General features: G+C 42.8%; 18 protein-coding genes. 8 read left to right on the forward strand and 10 right to left on the reverse strand.

The genetic code is table 11. The annotated features are described in order from the left end of the window. Positions 1–4: 4 nt before the first annotated feature. From nuoE to WCM76_11860, 9 genes are all read right to left on the reverse strand, one after another. The gene (gene nuoE, locus WCM76_11820; GenBank protein ID MEI6766322.1) at positions 5–469 is read right to left on the reverse strand and encodes an NADH-quinone oxidoreductase subunit NuoE; all 465 of its coding nucleotides are present in this window, start codon (positions 467–469) and stop codon (positions 5–7) included. 52 nt (positions 470–521) lie between these two features. Beyond that, positions 522–2,264, reverse strand: a complete 1,743-nt coding sequence (nuoC, locus tag WCM76_11825) for an NADH-quinone oxidoreductase subunit C/D (GenBank protein ID MEI6766323.1) — start codon at positions 2,262–2,264, stop codon at positions 522–524. A 44-nt stretch (positions 2,265–2,308) separates the two neighbouring features. After that, a complete protein-coding gene (locus tag WCM76_11830; protein ID MEI6766324.1) occupies positions 2,309–2,890 on the reverse strand; it encodes an NADH-quinone oxidoreductase subunit B family protein in 582 nt (193 codons plus the stop codon). Positions 2,891–2,940: 50 nt separating this feature from the next. After that, positions 2,941–3,351 carry an NADH-quinone oxidoreductase subunit A gene (gene ndhC, locus WCM76_11835; GenBank protein MEI6766325.1) on the reverse strand — a complete coding sequence of 137 codons (411 nt, stop codon included), beginning with the start codon at positions 3,349–3,351 and terminating at the stop codon, positions 2,941–2,943. Between the two features lie 298 nt (positions 3,352–3,649). Next, complete coding sequence (locus WCM76_11840; GenBank protein ID MEI6766326.1) at positions 3,650–4,933, reverse strand: DUF4010 domain-containing protein; 1,284 nt, start codon at positions 4,931–4,933, stop codon at positions 3,650–3,652. A gap of 62 nt (positions 4,934–4,995) precedes the next feature. After that, the gene (locus tag WCM76_11845) at positions 4,996–5,991 is read right to left on the reverse strand and encodes an inorganic phosphate transporter (GenBank protein MEI6766327.1); all 996 of its coding nucleotides are present in this window, start codon (positions 5,989–5,991) and stop codon (positions 4,996–4,998) included. A 23-nt stretch (positions 5,992–6,014) separates the two neighbouring features. Next, entirely contained in the window at positions 6,015–6,662 is a 648-nt protein-coding gene (locus WCM76_11850; protein ID MEI6766328.1) for a DUF47 family protein, read from the reverse strand. A gap of 71 nt (positions 6,663–6,733) precedes the next feature. Next, on the reverse strand, positions 6,734–7,381 hold the full coding sequence (locus WCM76_11855) for a DUF47 family protein (GenBank protein ID MEI6766329.1): 648 nt from the start codon (positions 7,379–7,381) through the stop codon (positions 6,734–6,736). Between the two features lie 91 nt (positions 7,382–7,472). Next, positions 7,473–8,249 carry an EI24 domain-containing protein gene (locus WCM76_11860; GenBank protein MEI6766330.1) on the reverse strand — a complete coding sequence of 259 codons (777 nt, stop codon included), beginning with the start codon at positions 8,247–8,249 and terminating at the stop codon, positions 7,473–7,475. Positions 8,250–8,359: 110 nt separating this feature from the next. Between WCM76_11860 and WCM76_11865 the strand changes: the two genes are divergently transcribed. Continuing rightward, the gene (locus tag WCM76_11865) at positions 8,360–8,848 is read left to right on the forward strand and encodes a hypothetical protein (protein MEI6766331.1); all 489 of its coding nucleotides are present in this window, start codon (positions 8,360–8,362) and stop codon (positions 8,846–8,848) included. 67 nt (positions 8,849–8,915) lie between these two features. Here WCM76_11865 and WCM76_11870 read toward each other — a convergent pair whose 3' ends face one another. Further along, a complete protein-coding gene (locus tag WCM76_11870) occupies positions 8,916–12,701 on the reverse strand; it encodes a T9SS type A sorting domain-containing protein (GenBank protein ID MEI6766332.1) in 3,786 nt (1,261 codons plus the stop codon). Positions 12,702–13,518: 817 nt separating this feature from the next. Here WCM76_11870 and WCM76_11875 point away from each other — a divergent pair. The 7 genes from WCM76_11875 to WCM76_11905 all read left to right on the forward strand — a co-directional run bounded on the left by WCM76_11875 (position 13,519) and on the right by WCM76_11905 (position 20,486). After that, positions 13,519–14,340: a MotA/TolQ/ExbB proton channel family protein gene (locus WCM76_11875; GenBank protein ID MEI6766333.1), complete on the forward strand. Its 822-nt coding sequence runs from the start codon at positions 13,519–13,521 to the stop codon at positions 14,338–14,340. Positions 14,341–14,377: 37 nt separating this feature from the next. Continuing rightward, on the forward strand, positions 14,378–15,025 hold the full coding sequence (locus WCM76_11880) for a biopolymer transporter ExbD (GenBank protein ID MEI6766334.1): 648 nt from the start codon (positions 14,378–14,380) through the stop codon (positions 15,023–15,025). A gap of 42 nt (positions 15,026–15,067) precedes the next feature. After that, positions 15,068–15,730: a biopolymer transporter ExbD gene (locus WCM76_11885; protein ID MEI6766335.1), complete on the forward strand. Its 663-nt coding sequence runs from the start codon at positions 15,068–15,070 to the stop codon at positions 15,728–15,730. A 29-nt stretch (positions 15,731–15,759) separates the two neighbouring features. After that, on the forward strand, positions 15,760–16,545 hold the full coding sequence (locus WCM76_11890; protein MEI6766336.1) for an energy transducer TonB: 786 nt from the start codon (positions 15,760–15,762) through the stop codon (positions 16,543–16,545). Between the two features lie 205 nt (positions 16,546–16,750). Continuing rightward, positions 16,751–18,190, forward strand: coding sequence for an RNase adapter RapZ (locus tag WCM76_11895; GenBank protein MEI6766337.1), 1,440 nt, complete (start codon positions 16,751–16,753; stop codon positions 18,188–18,190). An 18-nt stretch (positions 18,191–18,208) separates the two neighbouring features. Further along, complete coding sequence (locus WCM76_11900) at positions 18,209–18,919, forward strand: nucleotidyltransferase family protein (GenBank protein ID MEI6766338.1); 711 nt, start codon at positions 18,209–18,211, stop codon at positions 18,917–18,919. Positions 18,920–19,031: 112 nt separating this feature from the next. Beyond that, positions 19,032–20,486 carry a DUF6056 family protein gene (locus WCM76_11905; protein MEI6766339.1) on the forward strand — a complete coding sequence of 485 codons (1,455 nt, stop codon included), beginning with the start codon at positions 19,032–19,034 and terminating at the stop codon, positions 20,484–20,486. Positions 20,487–20,558 lie beyond the last annotated feature (72 nt).

Genomic DNA, 20,558 nt, shown 5'->3' on the forward strand with positions numbered 1-20,558 from the left:
AATATCAACTGTATTTTTCAAGCAGTGCATCAATAGCTGATGGCTGCAGGTCGCTATACAGATCGTTGTTTATCATTATAGATGCTGCATGGTCGCAATTGCCAAGGCACGATACAGGTAAAAGTGTGTATCGTCCATCAGAAGTTGTTTCGCCAAATCTAATTCCTAATTTCTCTGAAAAATATTCATAGATGGAAAGATATCCCAACATCATACAGGTCACGCTGTCACATACCAGAATTACATTCCGGCCAACGGGTTTACGGTAAATACGGGTGTAGAATGTTGCCACACTGTCAACATCGGCAGGTGGCATGCCGAGAAATGCAGCAATATCTTCGAGGCTTTCATCGCTTATCCAACCGCGGTGCTCCTGCACAATTTTGAGCGCATCGATGCATGCCGCGGCCGGGTAGGGAACCAGCCTTACATCTTCCATTATTTCTTCTTTTTCCTTTTCTGTGAGCATTGAGCTGTTAATCTTTATTTACTCTTATTAATTCTAATTAATTCACATTAACTTATCTGTCAAGGTCGGCCAGCACAAAATCGAGTGCGCCGAGGATTGCCATCAGGTCGGCAATTGTATATCCTTTGCTTATCATGGGAACCATTTGTATGTGAGGAAATGAGGGTGTGCGCACGCGCGAACGGTAAGCGGATGTTCCGCCATCACTGATGAGATAATATCCGTTGGCGCCTTTGGCTCCTTCAATCGGAAGGCATGCTTCACCCGCCGGAATCACCGGTCCCCAAGACACTGACAGGAAATGCGTAATCAGCGTTTCTATGTCCTTCATTGTATTTTCTTTGCGTGGAGGCGTCGTGAGCGGATGATCTGATTTGTATCTGCCTTCGGGCATATTGTTGATGCATTGCTGAACGATGCGCAAACTCTGTCTCATCTCTTCCATACGCACCAGCGAACGGTCGTAAGCATCGCCATTTTTGCCGATAGGAATCTCAAATTCGAAATTCTCAAAACCAGAATACGGACGTTTTTTTCGATAATCCCATTCAATGCCGGTGGCTCTGAGTCCTGCACCGGTAATTCCCCAATCAATGGCCTCTTCCTGGGTATAGATTCCGATACCTGTGGTGCGTGCTTTGAAAATCGTATTTTTTATAGTGAGTTTGTTGAATGACTTTAGTTCTTTAGGGAAATAGTCAACAAAATCCTGAATCAGCTTTTGCCATCCGCCGGGCAGGTCGTGGGCAACGCCTCCAATCCTGAACCATGAAGGATGCATGCGGCCGCCTGTGATGGCACCAATAATATCGAGTATACGTTCGCGTGCATTGAACGTGTAAAATACCGGCGACATCTGCCCCATGTCCTGTGCAAATGTTCCGAGCCACACCAGATGGCTGGCAATGCGGAACAGCTCGCTCATCATAATGCGAATCACCTGTGCTCTAGGCGGAACAACAATTCCCGCAAGTTTTTCGACGGAAAGCAGGTAGGCCAGATTATTCATTACGCCACTCAGGTAGTCGATGCGGTCGGTATAAGGAATGTACCCGTGCCATGTCTGACGTTCGGCCATTTTTTCGGTGCCCCGATGATGAAAACCAATCTCGGGCACGATGTCAACAATATCTTCTCCGTCAAGCTGTAATACCAGTCGCAACAATCCATGCGTGCCCGGATGCTGTGGCCCGAGGTTCAGAAACATGAAATCGGATTCTGCGCTGGAGCGCTTCATGCCATAATCTTCGGGAACGAACTTCAATGCTTTTTCTTCATGCTCGCGCATCATTTCATCAAAAACAAAAGGTCCGGTTTCGGTGGCTCGTGAGTGATGTTCCTTGCGCAATGGATTTCCAACCCATGATTCGGGCATCAATATTCGTGTAAGTCTCGGATGACCTTCGAAGGTGATGCCGAACATATCAAATACTTCACGTTCGTACCAGTTAGCCGACGGCCATATTGCTGTAATGCTTGGTATTGATGGAAATTCTCCGAGCAACGCTACTTTTATCCTGATATCAGTATTGCGCTCAAAAGAAGTGAGATGATACACAATTGTGAAATCCGAAGCCGGCTGACCATCACGTTTTGTTCTGCGACGTTCGTCTATAGCAGTGAGGTCAAATAACATTTTGTATGGTTGCCGAATCTTATTTTTAAGAAATAACAGCATGGGCGCAAGGTTATCCGCCGTAGTCCATATCGTTGGAATGCCATCGGCTGTGAGCTGAGGAAGAACCGCTTCAGCATTAAATCTGGAAATAAGTTCGGATAGTATTGCCTGCTCCATATTCACAACATCATTTTCAGGAAATATGCTCCTGATGTCAGATTCTATATTTCATTCATGCCGCGCAGCGTACTTGCTTTGCGGCGTTCATCAGCTTTAAGGTCGCGCATCGATATTTTCTCGGGCTGTGTGATGCCCTGTGGTCCGATTACCCAACTCAGCGGGCGTTTTTCCTGACCTACCTGATTTCTCAATAATAATAACCCTTCCAGAAATGCATCGGGGCGGGGAGGACAGCCTGCCACATACACATCAACAGGTAAAAATTTGTCAACGCCCTGTACCACGCTGTAGATATCGAACATGCCACCTGAGTTGGCACATGAACCCATTGATATTACCCATTTAGGTGCCATCATTTGTTCGTGAAGCCGTTTTATGATGGGAACCATTTTTATGAAAACGGTCCCTGCCACTATCATCAGGTCGGCTTCGCGGGGTGTGCCGCGTATTACTTCACCACCAAAACGGGCGATGTCGAAACGGCTGGTAATGGTCGTAGCCATTTCAACAAAGCAGCATGACAATCCAAACGCAAAAGGCCACATGGAATTCTTGCGACCCCAGGCGAGTACATCTTCGAGGCGCGTCATAATCACCGATTCCTGTACTGCCTTGTCGAGCATTGCAGCATCTGCCTCCGCTGCCGGTGTGCCGGGTTTATGGAAGGTATAATTCATTCAGGTTTGTTTTTAAATTTCAGCAATTTCCTGCCGTTGGGTCCATAGTCCAATGCGCCAATACTCAGCTCATAGATAAGAACAACCATAAGTATTGCAATGAAAATGGCCAGACCAAGATAGCCTTCGAGTCCGAGGTGGCGGAACGAAACCGCGTAGGCTACAATGAATGCAGCGTCCAGATCGAAAATCACAAAAAACATTGCGATTAGATAAAAGTGTGAGGAAAACCTTAAGCGGGCATTTCCGGTAGGCGGAATGCCTGATTCAAAAGGCTCGTCCGTCTTTTTCTCTTTATGGCGCTCACCAAGAATGTATGAAAGGCCAATCATCACGGCAGCCAACACAATAGCAATGCCTGCGTACACCATGAATGGCCAGAATGTAATTGCACTTTCAGAATCCATTAATTACCTTTTGACTATTAACTTTTAACTCGCAACTTACAAATATAATCAGCACTAAATTAGGCAATAATAAATTAGCGCGCAGCAATTTATTAACAGCACTAAAATATGCAATATTATTTGATTGAAAACAAGAAATATATCAGCTTGGAAATTAGAAAAGTTTGAAGTGCCTGAAGTGAAATAAAGTTAGAAGTTAAGGTATTTTCAACTTTCGACTCTCAACTCTCGACTCTCAACTCTCGACTCTTGACTCTCGACTCTTGACTCTCGACTCTCGACTCTCGACTCTCGACTTCTACATAGTTAGATACATAATCAGGAGCAGGGCGGCGTTAATAAAGATGATGACACCGAATCCGGCAAGCAAGGGTTTGCGAATATGTTTTCCTGAAAACGCAAGACCATAAATGAGTTTTAGAACATTATTGCTGATGATTGCCTGCATACTTGCAAATGCTATAACACCGAGGCTTACAGGGTATTTTCCTTGAAAAAGGTTAATAAGAAAGGGGTCGATATCGGTAACCCCGACAACAATTGAAAGTGTATTCAATCCACCTGTACCAAAATACTGAACAGTGTAATACGTAAGAAATGTGAACCCTACGAACAACAACATAAATATCAGTGCCACTTTGAATTCAAGCGGATTTTTATCGCGGAGCAGGCTAATCTCTGATACTTCGTCCACTTTTTTCTTGTAATAGAAAATAACGATACCCGTAGCTATTGAAACGACCAGCATGACCAGAAAATATGGCAGTACCAGCTGGAAGAGCTCCATATTAAAAATGAGTATCAGTATCAGTACGCGGAGATACATCATTGACGTGGCAAACACAATGGCTGCTGCGTAATTATTTTTGAGTGCTGTGGTTTCACGGCTCTTTTTGGCAAGAATAATAGTTGTTGCGGTGCTGCTGTATAATCCACCCAATATTCCCGAAATAATTATTCCGGATTTGATAAAAACGAATTTTTTCAGCAGGTAACTCAGGTAGCTGATGCTTGATATTACTACAACGGCTAACCATATTTTATAAGGTGTCAGACTCAGAAATGAAACAAAGGGTTCGTTCGGAACAATAGGAAGAATGATGCCCGCAATCAGCAGAAATTTTGCGAGGGTAAGGAATTCTTCTTTATCGAAACGCTGAGTGAGGGTTGAGAATGTTTCTTTGAGTTCAGTAAATACAAGAACAGTAACTACCACCATTATATAAAACCAGGGTGGCTGTGTAATTACCAGAGGTGCCATGCAGTATGTAATAATAGCAATGATGACTGTGGTAAGTCCGAAATCTTTGAAATATCTGAGTTTAAAGAAATAATTAATTCCCAGAAAAATACTGATGATGACCCCGCCACCCATGTAGAAAAAATGCGGTACAGGTTCAACTATGAACAGAATGTAACCAAGTATCCCAATAAATGTGAATGTGCGGTCGGTACCAAACAGGCGCGAATCTTCGTTGATTGGATGGAGCTTGCGCTGCGACAAACCTATGATGAGAGAGAAGACTGTTACAATTAAAAAATGGTAAAAGTTATCAGGTATCTGACTTAAAAATTTTTCCATGAAGGCATTATTTCGCACTTATACGGTGAAACGCAGAAATAGTTTTATAAAATAAGTGCCTTCTAAATGAATAAATGAAGCAGGTAATACAGTCCGGCCGACAGAATAATAGTAGACGGGATGGTAAGCAGCCAAGCGGTAACAATACTTCCTGCAACCTCCCATTTTACTGCACTTACGCGGCGTGTAACGCCAACGCCCATGATGGCACCGGTAATAGTATGAGTTGTACTAACAGGAATACCAAGATACGTGACGGCAAATAAGGTGGCGGCACCTGCTGTTTCGGCACAGAATCCGTGTACCGGCTTCAGGTTGGTGAGTCCGTTTCCAAGGGTTTTGATAACCTTCCATGCGCCGAAAAGTGTGCCTAGTGCAATGGCGCTCTGAGCGCAAAGAACTACCCAAAGAGGGACATAAAATTCACTTCCCAGATAACCGGTGCTGAAGAGCAGCATAGCAATAATACCCATTGTCTTTTGTGCATCGTTGCCACCATGACCCAGACTAAATGCTGCAGAGGATACCAGCTGCATTACGCGGTAAAAACCGTCAACCTTGCTTGGCGGCTTCTTACCCCAGATGGCCAGTGTCAGAATCATAAACAGATATCCAATGACGAATCCCATAAGCGGGGCAAGCACAATGAATATCGCAATTTTTAATACACTTGAAAACATGACTGCATGTATTCCACCTTTAATAAGAGCCGGTCCGATGAGTCCGCCAATAAGCGCATGTGAAACTGAATTCGGGATGCCGTTTCGTCCGCAAAAATACACCCATATACCCGCTGAAATAAGCGACACAAGTATGAAGTACGGGTCGCCATTCATCCAGATGGGATCTACAATGCCCTTGCCAACGGTTGTGGCAACATGCACCCCGAAAATAAGAAATGCAACGAAATTGAAAAACGCTGCCCATGCAACGGCTAATTTGGGAGGTAATACACCTGTTGCCACGATGGTGGCAATAGAATTTCCCGCGTCGTTCATGCCGTTCAAAAAATCGAACAGCAGCGCACACACAATAGTAATAATAACAATAGTAAGCATTGTACGAAAGTTCTATAATTAATTTATGCGCTCTTTACAAGAATCGTTTTGATAACATCTGAGACATCCTCTGCTAAATCGGTGGCACTCTCAAGCGTGTTCAGAATCTCATGCGTTTTTATGAGTTCTTTTGCGTCTTTTTGATTTTCGAATAACTCGGAAATTGCCTGATGGTAGATATCGTCCGCTTCATTTTCAATTTCATTGATGCGCATGCACGATGCTTTGATTTTTTGCGGTTGTTTCAGGTTGTTGAGGCCTAACACTGCATTGTGAATTTCGCGGGTACATTGCAGAATGAGCTCCGATAATCTCAAATAAGCGGGATTCATATCCCTCACTTTATACAGTCTGAAACGCTCACTGCAACCATTAATCATATCAAGCACATCGTCCATTTTCGAGGCAAGCTGGTTAATGTCTTCCCGGTCGAATGGTGTGATGAAGGATTTGTTCAATTCATCGAAGATTAAATGTGTAATGTCGTCTCCGGCTTTTTCGGCGGCTTTTATTTCGCCGCAAACAACGGTACGGTCGCTTTCATCATTGATAAGCATCATCTTATTCAGCAAAATAGCTGCTTTAACAATGTTCTCTGCGTCCTTTTCAATCAACGGAAAGAAAATTTTGTCTTTCGGGATAAGAATCTGAAAAATGTTGGCAAAACCCATGGTTGAAAATTTAGTATTTTTAAATGTCTTATTAATACCTCACTGTTTTGAAGTGTACAGGTATTCTATTTTTAAGCGCCTTTTACAAGAATTATTTTAATGACATCCGAAACATCTTCTGCACAATCAATGGCCGTTTCAAGAATATTCAATACTTCGTGAATTTTAATAAGCTCAATAGCATCCGGTTCCGATTCGAATAATTGTGACACCGCACGGTGGTATATCGCGTCAGCTTCGTTTTCAATTTCATTGATGCGAAGGCAGGCATTCTTAACTTTCAGCGGTTGTTTGAGTTTTCGAAGTTCAACTACTGCAAACTGTATATTGGTGGCACATTCAAGTATCAACTCAGCAATCTGAATATATGCAGGTTCAATTCTGGTAATTTTGAATAGCCTGAAACGCTGGCTGCTGGCGTTAATTAAATCAACCACATCGTCCATCTTTGACGCCAGCTGATGAATGTCTTCCCGGTCGAAAGGTGTTATAAACGTTTTATTGAGCTGTTCAAAAATATCATGTGTAACATTATCGCCCACATGTTCTACTTCTTTAATTTCGTTAGCATAGATTTCTCTTTGTGTGAGATCTTCTGCTTTCATCATTTTGACCAAAAGTTCTGCCGCCTGAACCATTACCTCGGCATCTTTTTCCATAAGAGGATAAAAGAGTGTATCTTTTGGTACAAGCACATGAAATATCTGACTGAACCTCATTTTGTTTTGCTGTTATTAAATTAACATAATCCACCGCCACGAAATTATTTCTAAAATGTGGACTTCTTACTTAAGCAGTGTAAAGTTTATGTTAAGTTTGGTTTTTGTTCGCTGTTTCATGAACGGCAAGGGTTGCAGCAACAATGGCGTATGCCGGCGCTACCAAAAATCCAATAATCGGGACAAAGAAAAAAACGAGGTAAAAAATCATGCCGTTGGCCACGGCCAAACCCCTGTTTTTACGAACAAAGCGAATGCTTTCCCTGATTGATAATCTGTTACGCTCGTTGTTATAATCAATCATTGAGAAGCCGTAGAAATAGCAGGAAACAAAAAACAGGAATACCGGACTTATAAATCCTATTATCGGAATAAATCCAATAATCCAGAACAACAGTATCCAACCCAGTTCTACGAATGTATTGCGCAGAGCGATGCGTATACCGCGCCACACGTCATGTATAAAATTTTTGAAACTGAACGGATAAGCTGCACCGGTAAGCAGGTGGGCTGTCTTTTCTGAAAGTATGGCCAGCATGGGCGAAAGAATGATTAATACAATGTACTTGAAGACGTATGAGTACAGCATGAACAGCAGCATCCAGAACAGCGCTTTTATCAGAAACCGCAGAAAGGAGAACAGATAGCTGAGCCATCCGCCTGTTTCGCCCGACAATCCCAGTGAATCAAATATCAGGTTGCTGAAATTGGCAATCAGATGCCAGCTTCCAATGGCAAGTATTGTTACAAGTACTGCATTGATAAGCGCCGGTAAAAACACATATCCCCATAGCCGGTGTTTGCGGATAAAGCGGTGTGCATCGCCGTAAGAGCGAACACCCAGTTTAAAGTTATTAAGCAGCGCCATAAGTATTTAAACTCAAGCAAAGATAATCTATGATTGCGGTTTATAATAATTGATGTTTACCTTTTTGACGGATGTTTTATCAATTATTGAAACCCCAAATTCCTGAAATTATGAAAAAGGCCATGTATTTATTGCTGCTCTGCCCGATGATTGTACTGCTTACAGGCTGTCCTGTGGGAACAAAATATCCATTGGAAAATCCCGGAACGGAAAAAATCGATAAAAAACTGATTGGAACCTGGGAGAATAAAGAAGAAGATCCGGAAGCCAGGAAGGTGACCATTAAACAGGCTGATGATTACAGTTATGATGTGGAGGTTTTCGAAACGGGCTCCATGTACATGCCTACCACCAAAGTGTACAAAGCATGGATAACCACGCTCGAAGGAAAGAACTTCTTTTATCTGAAACCCGATAATGAAGAGAATTACTATCTGTACTGTTATGAAGTCAGTAAAAAATCGCTTACAACCTGGGATGTCGGATTAAAAGTAGGCGGTATTGATGCAGTAACTTCAATTCAGGCGTTCCGCGATGAAGTAAAAGCATCCCTTGCTGCGGCAGACTGTCTCTCAGGGGCTGTAATATGGAGTAAATAGAGGATTGGTCCGGTATAAAAAAAGCTGCACCGTTTCCGATGCAGCTTTTTTAATTTGATTTATACGTTTAGTGTTTTATTATCCTGTAAGGCTGTTCGTCCATGCCCTGAAGGAATACGAAGTAGGTTCCCGGCATAAGGTCAGCGAGGTTAAGTTTTGTTTTGTTGCTTCCCTTTACCATTTCATAACTCTGCAGAAATACAACCTGACCTCTGGCATCTTCAACAACTACATCAACATTTTGCTCGGTTTCTGAGTTGTAAGATAAGGTTACTTCCTTTGCAAACGGGTTCGGATACACATTGAAAGCTGTATTTGAAGCCTCGCAAGGCAGAACTTTGATAACTTTTGAGTAGGTGAATTTTCCGTCGAAATCGGTTTGCTTCAGGCGGTAGTATTTAACAGTGCTGCCGTTGCAATCGTGGAGGAAGGTATAATTAATCATATGGTTACTGTTACCGGCACCTTTAACAGTTCCAATTACAGTCCAGTTGTTGGTATTCTCGCTTGTTTCAAGAGTGAAAAAGCTATTGTTGGTTTCGGTGGCGGTGGTCCACACAATTTCGGTTTTGTTATTTCCCTGACAGGTGGCATCTAAGGATACCAACTCTATAGGTAATGGTGAATAACCAAAGTTCTCTGAGTTTCCTGTGAAGTTTGAGAAATCGGTAATTCCATCAACAGAAACGGTGTAAGGATTTGTTGCAATCTGGCGTGTCATAAGGCCGGGCACCAAAACCCAATTTTCATCTACGCCTGCAAGATGTTTGTTCTTGAAGATTTCAACATCGGCTTTCTGGAAGTTAGGTGATTCGTCACCATTGTCCCACTGAAGTTTCAGGGTTGTTGCATTGGCGAAGGCTTCATCATCGGGAACAATATCCCATGTGCGCATAATCGTACCTGTTACCACTTCAACGCCGTTTGTACCGTGGGTCAGAACTTTATCAAAAAGATTGATTTTGTAGTTCGTGCCAACAATATTGGTGTTTTGGATGTAACACGGGGTGTAGCTGGTTGCTGTGCCAATCGGGAATACCTGATCTGCTGTTGCTGTTGTATTTTTGATAAAGCGAATCAGTCGACCGTTGGTTGCGCTATAATCAGCGGTACCTGCAACGATATGATTGGTTGCATCATAACCGGTGATTGTGGCAGCCGGATCAATGGTAAGATTGCTTGAAGCAATATTGAGTTTACCACCGTCAAAATCAAGAATACCTTTAATTACCAGAGCGCTTCCCAGCGATGGCATCTGACCCGAGCTGTTAATGGTAAGGTCAAGCAATGCATTGGTTGTTCCGGGTGTAGTAACATCAAAAGATAAAACCGGGCTGTAGTTGCCGTTCAATATCATATTGCTGCTGCTGCTGCCTTTCAGGCCGCCGTTGACAGTATTGGTGATATCGCCTTTGAGAGTGAGGGTTTGACCATTCAGATCCAGTTTGCCGGCGGTGAATGTCAGCATGGTATTAACTTCAAGAGCATTTCCAAGAACCGGAGCCTGTCCGCTGCTGTTTATCGTAAGATTGGCTAAAACATTGGTAGTTCCCGGAGTCGTTTGGTCGAATTGTAAGGTCGGGCTTGTTGTGCCGTTCATAATAAGGCTGCTGCCGGTGCTGCCGCAAAGTGCGTTCGAAGCTGTATTTGTTACACCACCTTTAAGTTTAAGTGTTTGTCCGTTAATTCCCAGTTTGCCGGCGGTAAATATCATGGTTCCGTTCACTTCAAGATCGCTTCCGAGCAATGGTTTATAACCGTTACTGTTGATAGTGAAGTTGCCCAGTGCGTTGGTAGTTCCCGGTGTGGTTTGATCAAATGATAATGTTGGGCTGACAGCACCGTTTATTATCAAATTGCTGGTAGTTGTTCCGCTTAATCCTCCGGTTACGGTGTTGGTGACATTTGCTTTCAGTGTGAGGCTTTGTCCGTTCAGACCGAGTTTACCGTTGGTGAATGTCAGAAGTCCGTTTACAATAAGGGTATTGCCAAGCAATGGTTTCTGACCGCTGCAGTTTAATGTAAAATTGTTTATTACGTTGGTCGTACCCGGAGTTGTCTGGTCAAATGATAAAGTGGGGCTTGCTGTGCCTGCGATTACCATGTTGCTCGTTGTGCCGCCTACCAGACCTTCGGTTACGGTATTGGTAACACCACCGTTCAGGGTGAGTGTTTTTCCGTTTATTCCCAATTTTCCGGCAGTAAATGTCAATGTGCCGCCTACTACCAGGTTGCTGCCAAGCAGCGGAGTTTGTGAGGCACTGTTGATTGTGAAATTGTTCAAGGCGTTTGTGGTTCCAGGTGTTGTTACATCAAAATTCAATGTCGGGCTCACCGAACCGTTCAGCTCAAGATTGCTGGATGAACTTCCTTTAAACAGACCGGCTGCTGTGTATGTTACCGCGCCTTTCAGCGTAAGCGTATTTGCTGCGATTGATAATTTTCCTGCAGAAGTAAATGTAAGTGTACCGTTCACGGTTGTGTGTCCTGTCATTGTAAAAGTACCGGCGTTGCCGAGTTTCAGGTTGCCGACTGTCGCGCCTGAAATATTTTTTGTGGCTCCGGTCATGGTTATGCTGCCTGTACCGCTGTGTGTGCCTGTGCCGGCGAGATTACCCTGAAGTGTTATAATGTTTCCGCCATCGGCAAGGGTACCATCGGTTAAGGTAAGGGTGGTTGTGATTGTTACAATATTTGCTAAAGTTACGGTTTTACCGGGTCTGTTTATTTCAATAGAGCCAAATGTTCTTGTTGTCCCGGATGTCTGGTCAAAAGACAAGGTCACATTTGGACCGGAGCCGCCAATGATAAGTGCACTGGCACCGCCGCCTTTCAGCGCATTAGCCTGAGTATTTACAATATTACCGTTTAAGGTAACCGTGTGGGCATTGAATGCTAATTTTACTACAGGATTGACTCCAGGAACCGTATTAAAGGTAATTGTTCCGTCAACCGCAATATCACCACCGGCTGTTTTAATACCGTTGCCAGTGAGAATTAAATTCGGATAATTGTGAGGTGTCATGTTTGCGTCCATCAATGTCGCCATTGTCTGATTTCCGAGTGATGTCGGGCCCTCAGCATAGTATTCAATCGTACTGTTTGGATCAATATTATGTGTGTAGAAGTCAAGAGGAAAGTTTGATGCACCCAGCCTGAGTTTGGCGCCATCTGCAATATACAATTCACCAATTCCGGTAGAATACTGATCAAAATATGAAATTTGCGCTATGGGAGCGGAAAGGCTGCCCTTAATAATTGACAGGTTTCCGTAGATAACACAATTATTGTTTACGGTCGTGTTCTGACCGGAGTTGTATCCATCAATGGTTAAATTATTAAACTCCTGAAGTCCGGAAGCAAGAAATGAGCTGCCGGTAAAAGTCACATTTCCGTATCCTGTATTATATGTAGGCGCACCTCCACCGGTTCCCTGGGTAATAGCCCCGCAAATAAGTGTTGTTCCATCGGTAAGTGTCAGTGTTCCGGCTGATACGTCAGGGGCATCGGGCGTTACATTTATATTGCCGGTAACTGTCAGTTCGGACGTTCCTCCAAACTGAAGAGTTCCGGAGCCCAAACCTGTGCCAATCTGTACACTTGCACAGAATGCACTGACGGCATCCGCAATCATAACAGTATTACCATTTTCTATTATTACGATATCACCGGCAATCGGAGTTCCGGCGCCACCGCTGCCACCACTGGTGGCTGCCCAGGTATTAGGGTCCGACCAGTCGCCGTCAGCTACTGAATAATAGGTGCTTTGAGCCACCGCCTGACCGGCCAATGCAAAGCTCAGCACCAACAGCAAGAGCGTAATTTTCGTTTGCATAAGTTTAATTAGTTTCATGATGTTTTGGGTTAATAGGTTATAGGTTTGATTTGGATTTAAAATGATATAATGCAAAATAACAACAATACGCATGGTCGTTTCAAGGAGTAAAACCCCCGTTTACAGGCTATTAAACAACCTGATAAAATACAGGACTTTTAGCCTATATGTAATTTGAATTAATAAATGATAGGGTTTGATATTTTATTAAAACAGCTTAAAATCAGCATATTAAATAAATAATACAACGGCTGAGTGTTAAGTTAGGCTATGTGGTATTAATAAAAAGGTCGGACATAAATTTGTGTTTTTTTCTGAAGATTTTTATAGGCAGGGGATGATAGCCTTTTCTAAAATACCTATTATATAATGTATGGTCGAACTTCGGATTAACGCCAACATTGAATTTGATAATTAGTCAATTAGACAATGCCTGCCTACCGGCAGGTAAACCTGTCCGCCTTTGACGGGAAAATCAGACAATTTGAAAATGCCTGCCTACCGGCAGGTAAACCTGTCCGCCTCCGGCGGAAAAATGAAACAGGAATGCCTGAAGAACATTGTGAAAGCAGCAAACCGATACATTATTCATTGTTAATTATTAATTTTCAATTATTCATTATCTATAGCCTTTCCCTGACCTTAACGTACCTTTAACTGATTGGTGCGTATCCACATGAAATATTGGGGTAATTTTGGCGTTGGAATGTTGCGAAGGCGGTAAATGATTAAATAATTACTTCGCTGCATCAATTTCCGAATTTGTTATATATTTGTGCTGTTTTAAGAAATCAAAAGCTAAATAATCAATTATAAACTTTAAATTTTTAATGAAATGAGCAAGAAAAACGGACAAGGACAGAGCTTAGCGAGCACATTGGCATCAGTTTTTGCATCAGGTGCTATCTTGATTGCTTTTATCGTGTCAGTAATTGTGTACAAATATGTCATGGGAAATCCCGTGAATTTTGAAGGTTTGAATCCTGAGGGGCACCCACTGCCCGGCAACTACCTCGCAATGATTTACAAAGGCGGATTCATTGTTCCCCTTCTGATGACCTGCGTACTCACAGTTTTGATTTTCACTATTGAAAGAGCAGTTATGCTGCGCAAAGCCAGAGGTAAAGGTCGTATCGATACTTTCGTAAAAGGTATTCAGGGCTTTCTCGCAACTGAAAAAATTGACGACGCTATCACTGCCTGCGATACACAAAAAGGTTCTGTTGGCAACGTTATGAAAGCCGGTCTGAAAAAATACAAAGAACTCAAAGGTGAAACCACCCTCGACAAAGACCAGAAAGTACTTTCACTGCAGAAAGACCTCGAAGAATCAACTGCACTTGAACTGCCGATGCTCTCCAAAAATCTCGTGATTCTGTCAACACTGGCCTCTATCTCCGTACTTATCGGTCTTATCGGTACTGTACTCGGTATGATCAAGGCTTTTGCTGCTTTGGCTACTGCCGGCTCACCCGATGCTCTTGCTCTTGCAACCGGTATTTCGGAAGCTCTTATCAATACTGCATTTGGTATCACAGGCTCAACCCTGGCTATTGTTTTCTACAATTACTATTCAAATAAAATTGACAGACTGACCTTCAAAATCGACGAAGCAGGATTTAGCCTGGTTCAGACATTTGCTGCTTTTGCCAAGTAATTTTAGTAGAAATCGCCTGACGTAAAAACATATTGATATGTCAAAAATCAAATTAAAAAGGCAATCACCGCATGTGGACATGACACCCATGGTGGATTTGTTCTCATTGCTGCTGACCTTCTTCATGCTTACCACGTCGTTCAGGCCACAAGAAGCTGCCGTTATCGATACACCATTCTCGGTTTCAGAAAAATCTGCACCCGATAAGAACCTTATCACGGTGTATATCACCAAAGAGAACAAGGTGTTTTTCGATATGACAAACAGCGGAAACACGGCCGATAAAAAAGTGGCAGATACCGCGGCGCATTACCGCTTGAAGCTGATTAAAAGTATCAACGACCAGAAAAACCTCGGAATGACTGCCAAGGATTTTGCGAAGTTTGAACAAAGCTCTTCATTCGGTATGCCATTCGATAAAGTGCGGTTATGGCTGAATGAGACCGATGGTAAGAAGAAAGAACTGCTCCAAACCGGTATCCCTATCGATACGGTTGACAATCAGCTCGGACTTTGGGTGCGTTATGCCCGTATCACCAACCAGTTTGCCGAAGTGGCAATTAAAGGGGATGGAAATTCTGACTACAAAACCGTCAAAAGAGTGATGGATATCCTGCAGGAAAACAAGGTAAATAAATTCAGCCTTGTTACTAACCTCAGGAAAGAAGAAACAGATCAGAAATAACGAAACGTATTATTCTTTTAATCTTTTAAAGAGTATAAAAACATGGCCGAAATAATTGAAAATGACAGTGGGTCTGGTAAAGAAGGTGGCCGGCGCAAACCAAAAAAAATGGGTGCCAATATTGACATGACACCTATGGTTGACCTTATGTGCTTGCTTATTACATTCTTCATGCTCACAACGGCATTCAGCAAACCCAAGGTTATGGATATCACCATGCCTGAGAAGGATAAGAGCGAGAAACCTGAGGAAGCAACCAATAAAGTTGCGGCCAACCGTACATGGTCTGTCCTTCTTACAAGCGATGACCGCATTTACTGGTATTACCATTTTGACGTTCCCGAAGGTCAGGAACCTACTGTTGCTGTGCTGCATAAAACAGATTACAGCAAAGACGGTATCCGCAAGTTCTTACTTGAAAAGAACGACCTTACCGTAAAAGAAATCTCGGAACTTAAAGACAAGGTGAAAACCGGTGCGCTTGTAATGTCAAACGACACCTTGAATGCCAAAATTAAGGGTATCAAGAAAAAATACAATACCCTTAAAAAATCGCCGATTATCCTTATCAAGGCAGACGAAACCGCCAAATACCGCAATCTGGTTGACATTATTGATGAAATGGCTATTGCCAACATCGCCAGCTATGCTGTAGTTGACCTATCGCCTAAAGAGATTGAAATTTTGAAGTCTGCCCCCAAGTGATTTTATGAATTTTAAAATATCCTGATTATATGGAAGAAAATAAGTCAAGTTCATTTGGTGACAACCTCGATGAGATCGTCTTCAAAAACAGGAACAAGGAGTACGGTGCCTACGATTTGCGAAAGGCATACGCACGCTTTGTAAACCGTGCAATGGTCATCTCAATCATGTTTTTGTTACTGGGCGTTCTGATTCCGTTCTTTATATGGAAACAGGCCGCTAACGCGAACGAAGAAAAAACGGTTACTACCGAGATGATGGCTCCTCCGCCTGACAAACAGGAAGAAGCACCACCTCCACCACCGCCTCCTCCCGACCAGCAGATTGAACAGAAGGCTAAATTTACAGCCCCTGTGGTTGTTACCGATACCAACGAAACAACCGATATCAACCAGGACGACCTGAACCAGCAAACGGTGAACACCAACGTGAATACCGAAGAAGAAGTGGTTGTTGATGATAACAGCGACAATCAGGTTATTGAAGAAGTGGTGGAAACACCCATCTTTACCGTGGTTGAGGAAATGCCCTCATTTCCGGGCGGCGACGAGTCACGTATCAAATTTCTTCAGGAAAACATTAAATACCCCCAAATGGCACGCGAAAGCGGCATACAGGGAACCGTTTACGTAACCTTTGTGGTGAACGAAAATGGGCAGGTTACCGATGTTAAAGTCCTCAGAGGTATTGGTGGCGGCTGCGACGAAGAAGCCGTGCGTGTTGTAAAAATGATGCCCCCATGGAATGCCGGTAAACAATCGGGCAAACCTGTGAGGGTGCAGTTCAATATGCCTATACGATTTACATTGAATTAATAGTTCAATTGCTCATTCTAAAAGCCGCACCATTCAAATGGTGCGGCTTTTTTAATACAATACCGAAGCTTAATCCCCTTATTAAGGGGTTGGGGTAATTTATTTTTTTGCTGTTTGCATTCGCAGATATTCTTTTGACTTTGCTTTCGCATTGTGGCTTTATTCATATTTGCTTACATTTGTGATATAATGACACCTTTTAAGAATGCAGGAGAAAAATAATCCACAGAAATTAATAGAATCACTCTTTGCGAAACTTGCAGGAAACGATCCTGAGCGCATGGAGGAACTGCCGTCATCAGGCTCAGCACGTAAGTATTTTCGGATATTTCATCAGGGAAAGACATTCATTGGTGCATGGAACAGCGATGTCAGGGAAAACAAAGCGTTTATTGAATTCACAAAACACTTTAAACGAAACGGGCTGGCTGTACCTCAACTAATATCTTCAGATATTTCAGGCCTGGCTTACCTGCTCGAAGACCTCGGCGATGAAACGCTGTTTTCATACCTCACTAAAAACAGCAGCGGCAGTGATTTTCCGGAAGGTATGACGGCGCTTTATAAAACAGTACTCGAAGCCCTGACCGGTTTTCAGGTGAGTGCCTCTGAAGGTCTTGATTATTCATACTGCTATCCGCGTGCCGCGTTTGACAAGCAGTCTATGATGTGGGACTTGAATTATTTCAAATACTATTTTCTGAAACTTGCCGGCATTCCGTTCGATGAACAGAAGCTGGAAGATGATTTCGAAAAATTCACAGAGATACTTATGGACGCCGGTTGCGACCATTTCTTATACCGCGACTTTCAGTCACGAAATATTATGATTCATGATGAAAAATTGTTTTTCATCGACTATCAGGGCGGACGAAAAGGTGCATTGCAGTATGATGTCGCAAGCCTGTTATATGATGCGAAAGCTGATATTCCACAACATGTACGGAATGAATTACTGGAACATTATATTGTTTGTCTTAAAAAAATAATGCCCGTAGACCGCGATAAATTTGTGCGTCATTTTTATAATTACGTTTTCATTCGCATTATGCAGGCAATGGGCGCATACGGTTTTCGAGGTTATTACGAGAAAAAAGCGCATTTTTTGCAAAGCATTCCCTATGCCATCAGTAATTTGAATTACCTGATATACGGTCCCGGGCTGCCACACGGCTTGCCTGAATTGCAGAAGGTGTTACTGAGTATCACCCGGTCTGAAAAACTGAAGGAATTCAGTGCTAAAAAGTCGGATAAACTCGTGGTGGAAGTGTGCAGCTTTTCTTATAAAAATGGTCTTCCTGCCGATAACTCAGGGAATGGGGGCGGATTTATTTTTGATTGCCGCGCGCTGCCAAATCCCGGGCGCTACAAAGAATACCAATCGCTTACGGGTAAAGATGCGGAAGTGAAATCATTTCTCGAAAATGATGCGGAAGCAGAGGCGTTTTGGAAAAGTGTATCAGCTCTCTTAGAACAATCAGTTTCCAATTATCTTGAACGAAAATTTTCGCATTTGTCGGTTTCATTCGGATGTACCGGAGGGCAGCATCGTTCGGTGTATTTTGCAGAGCGCCTGTCGGCATGGCTTAAAAATAAATACGAAATTATTGTAGTACTTAAGCATCGGGAATTTCCTGAAATTTAGTTATCAAATACTCGTAGAATGAAAGCAATGATACTGGCTGCGGGCCTTGGTACAAGGCTCAGACCGCTTACCGATAATAAGCCGAAAGCACTTGTAGCGGTTGCCGGTATGCCACTATTGCTGCATTCCATTAATAAATTGAAAGCTGCGGGTGTCGATTCGATAATTGTGAATGTTCATCACTTCGCTGAACAGCTCATTGATTATGTAAACAATCATGATTTCGGTGTGCCGGTTACAATATCCGATGAGAGCGGTCACTTGCTTGAAACCGGCGGTGGACTGAAGAAAGCGGAAGCATTTTTTAATGATGGCAAATCGTTTCTGTTATGCAATGTGGATGTGCTTTCCGGTACTGACCTGAAAAAAGTTATTGAATCACATGCGGCATCAAATGCGCTTGTAACGCTGGTTGTAAAAGCCAGACAGACGGCGCGCTATTTTTTGTTTGATAGAAATTTGCAGCTGTGTGGTTGGAAAAATACTAAAATCGGCGAAGTAAAAACCGCACGTGAAGCCACTTTCTATTATCCATATGCGTTTAGCGGTATTCAAGTAGTGCGTTCGGAAATTTTTCCTTTTATCACTGAGCAGGGGAAATTTTCGCTCACTGAGGTTTATTTAAGACTCGCTGCAAATCATGAAATCAGGGCATATGTTGATGATGCGTGGTGGTTCGACCTTGGTAAATTCGAGGATATTGAAAGTATAGAAGAATATTTAAAGTAGGAACAGCATCCTGAGCCTGACGAAGGGTGCGGTAAAGATGTTTCTGCTCGGTCGTTGAGTCCGCCCTCAGGCGGATCGAAACGCATTTATTTGCAAAATAGTTTTAATAAGTATGACTGCTTCATCAAAATATAAATGGCTTTTATTCATCATGCTGCTTTTGGCGGTCTTTCCGTTCTTTGCATTATGTGCATTTGTGCATCCATCGGCCGATGATTACAGTATGGTGTGGTTAGTGAAGAGCAGCAACTTTTGGCAGTACCAGAAGGACATGTATCAGACATGGACAGGAAGATATGCCGCCAATTTTTTCGAGACGCTTCACCCAATGCGGTTTGGAGCAATGTGGGTATATCGGTTAATTCCGGCAGTTTTGCTTATGCTGCTTTATTTTTCTCTGGTCGCGTTGCTGAAAAGCATTGCCGGAAAGATTCTGCCCGCGGTAACGATTCATTTATGCGCGCTTATTTTTTTCGTTGTATATCTTAATATTTTTCCTTCTACAGCAGAAGGGATTTATTGGTTGCCGGGCGGTATAGAATATTTGCTCGCAGGCATCTTGAGCATTTTTGTAATTGCGTTATTAATCCGTTCCGGTGATAAGGATAATCCTCATCGTTGGTTAAAACTTATTCCTGCATCCTTAGCGGTTCTCGTGATTGGCGGTCTGAATGAGATCAGTATGGCGCTGCTTGCTGCACTGTTATTCTTCGCCTTATTGTATATCAGAATCAAGCAGAAACGCAATGAATTTAATATTTTTCTGGTGTTTGTATTGCTTATTGTTGCCGGAACTGTCGATATTTCTGCTCCGGGAAATTATATTCGCATGTCGGTATTTACCAATCCTCTGGATATTACCTCCAGTATTTTTCTGTCGCTGAAAGGTGCGCTGAAGCTTGTCGGGATTCATTTCCAGTCGCCGCCGTTTATGCTTGTTACCATTTTATTTTTAACTGGCGCCGGAGAGATTATTAGGAAGCCGGAAGTGTCAAAATGGATACCATCAGTGCATCCGCTACTCTCCATAATAGTATCAGCGTTGGTGATTTTTGGTTTATACCTTCCGGGAGCGCTCGGAATGGGAATCAATCCGCCAATGAGAGTGCATGCCACCATTTCGCTGGCCTTTATGTTGCTCTGGTTTTTCAACCTGACTGTATTACTTCAGTATCTTCACACAAAAAGAAAACAGATAGCCACATTGCCATCATCCATTACGGTTATTATTGTTGTTGCAATGATAATCCTTTCGTTGCTTGATTTTACGAAAATTCCCGACGGGCCGTTGGTGTTCAGAGGGAATGTTTCCAGAGCTTATTATGATTTGCTGGTGAAAGCACCTGATTATAATAATGAGCTGAAACAACGATATCTGGATATCCGGCAGCAGAAATTCTCCGGAGAGAAATTAGTGAAGGTGAAAAAACTTCAGAATATTCCCGAAAGTATCTTTTTTATTGACATTGAGTCGGAAGCCGGCGACTGGAAAAATACGGATTATGCGCATTTTTTTGAAGTAGATTCAATTAAAATCAATGACGAACTAAAAACTACAAATTACTAATAATCCATTTTTCAAATTTTCAAATCACTGTTGTCCGGTAAAAGTTTGAAAGAAGCCGAAGCATAAGCCCGG

It is taken from the genome of Bacteroidota bacterium (genome assembly GCA_037133915.1).
In the GTDB taxonomy this organism is placed as follows: domain Bacteria; phylum Bacteroidota; class Bacteroidia; order Bacteroidales; family CAIWKO01; genus JBAXND01.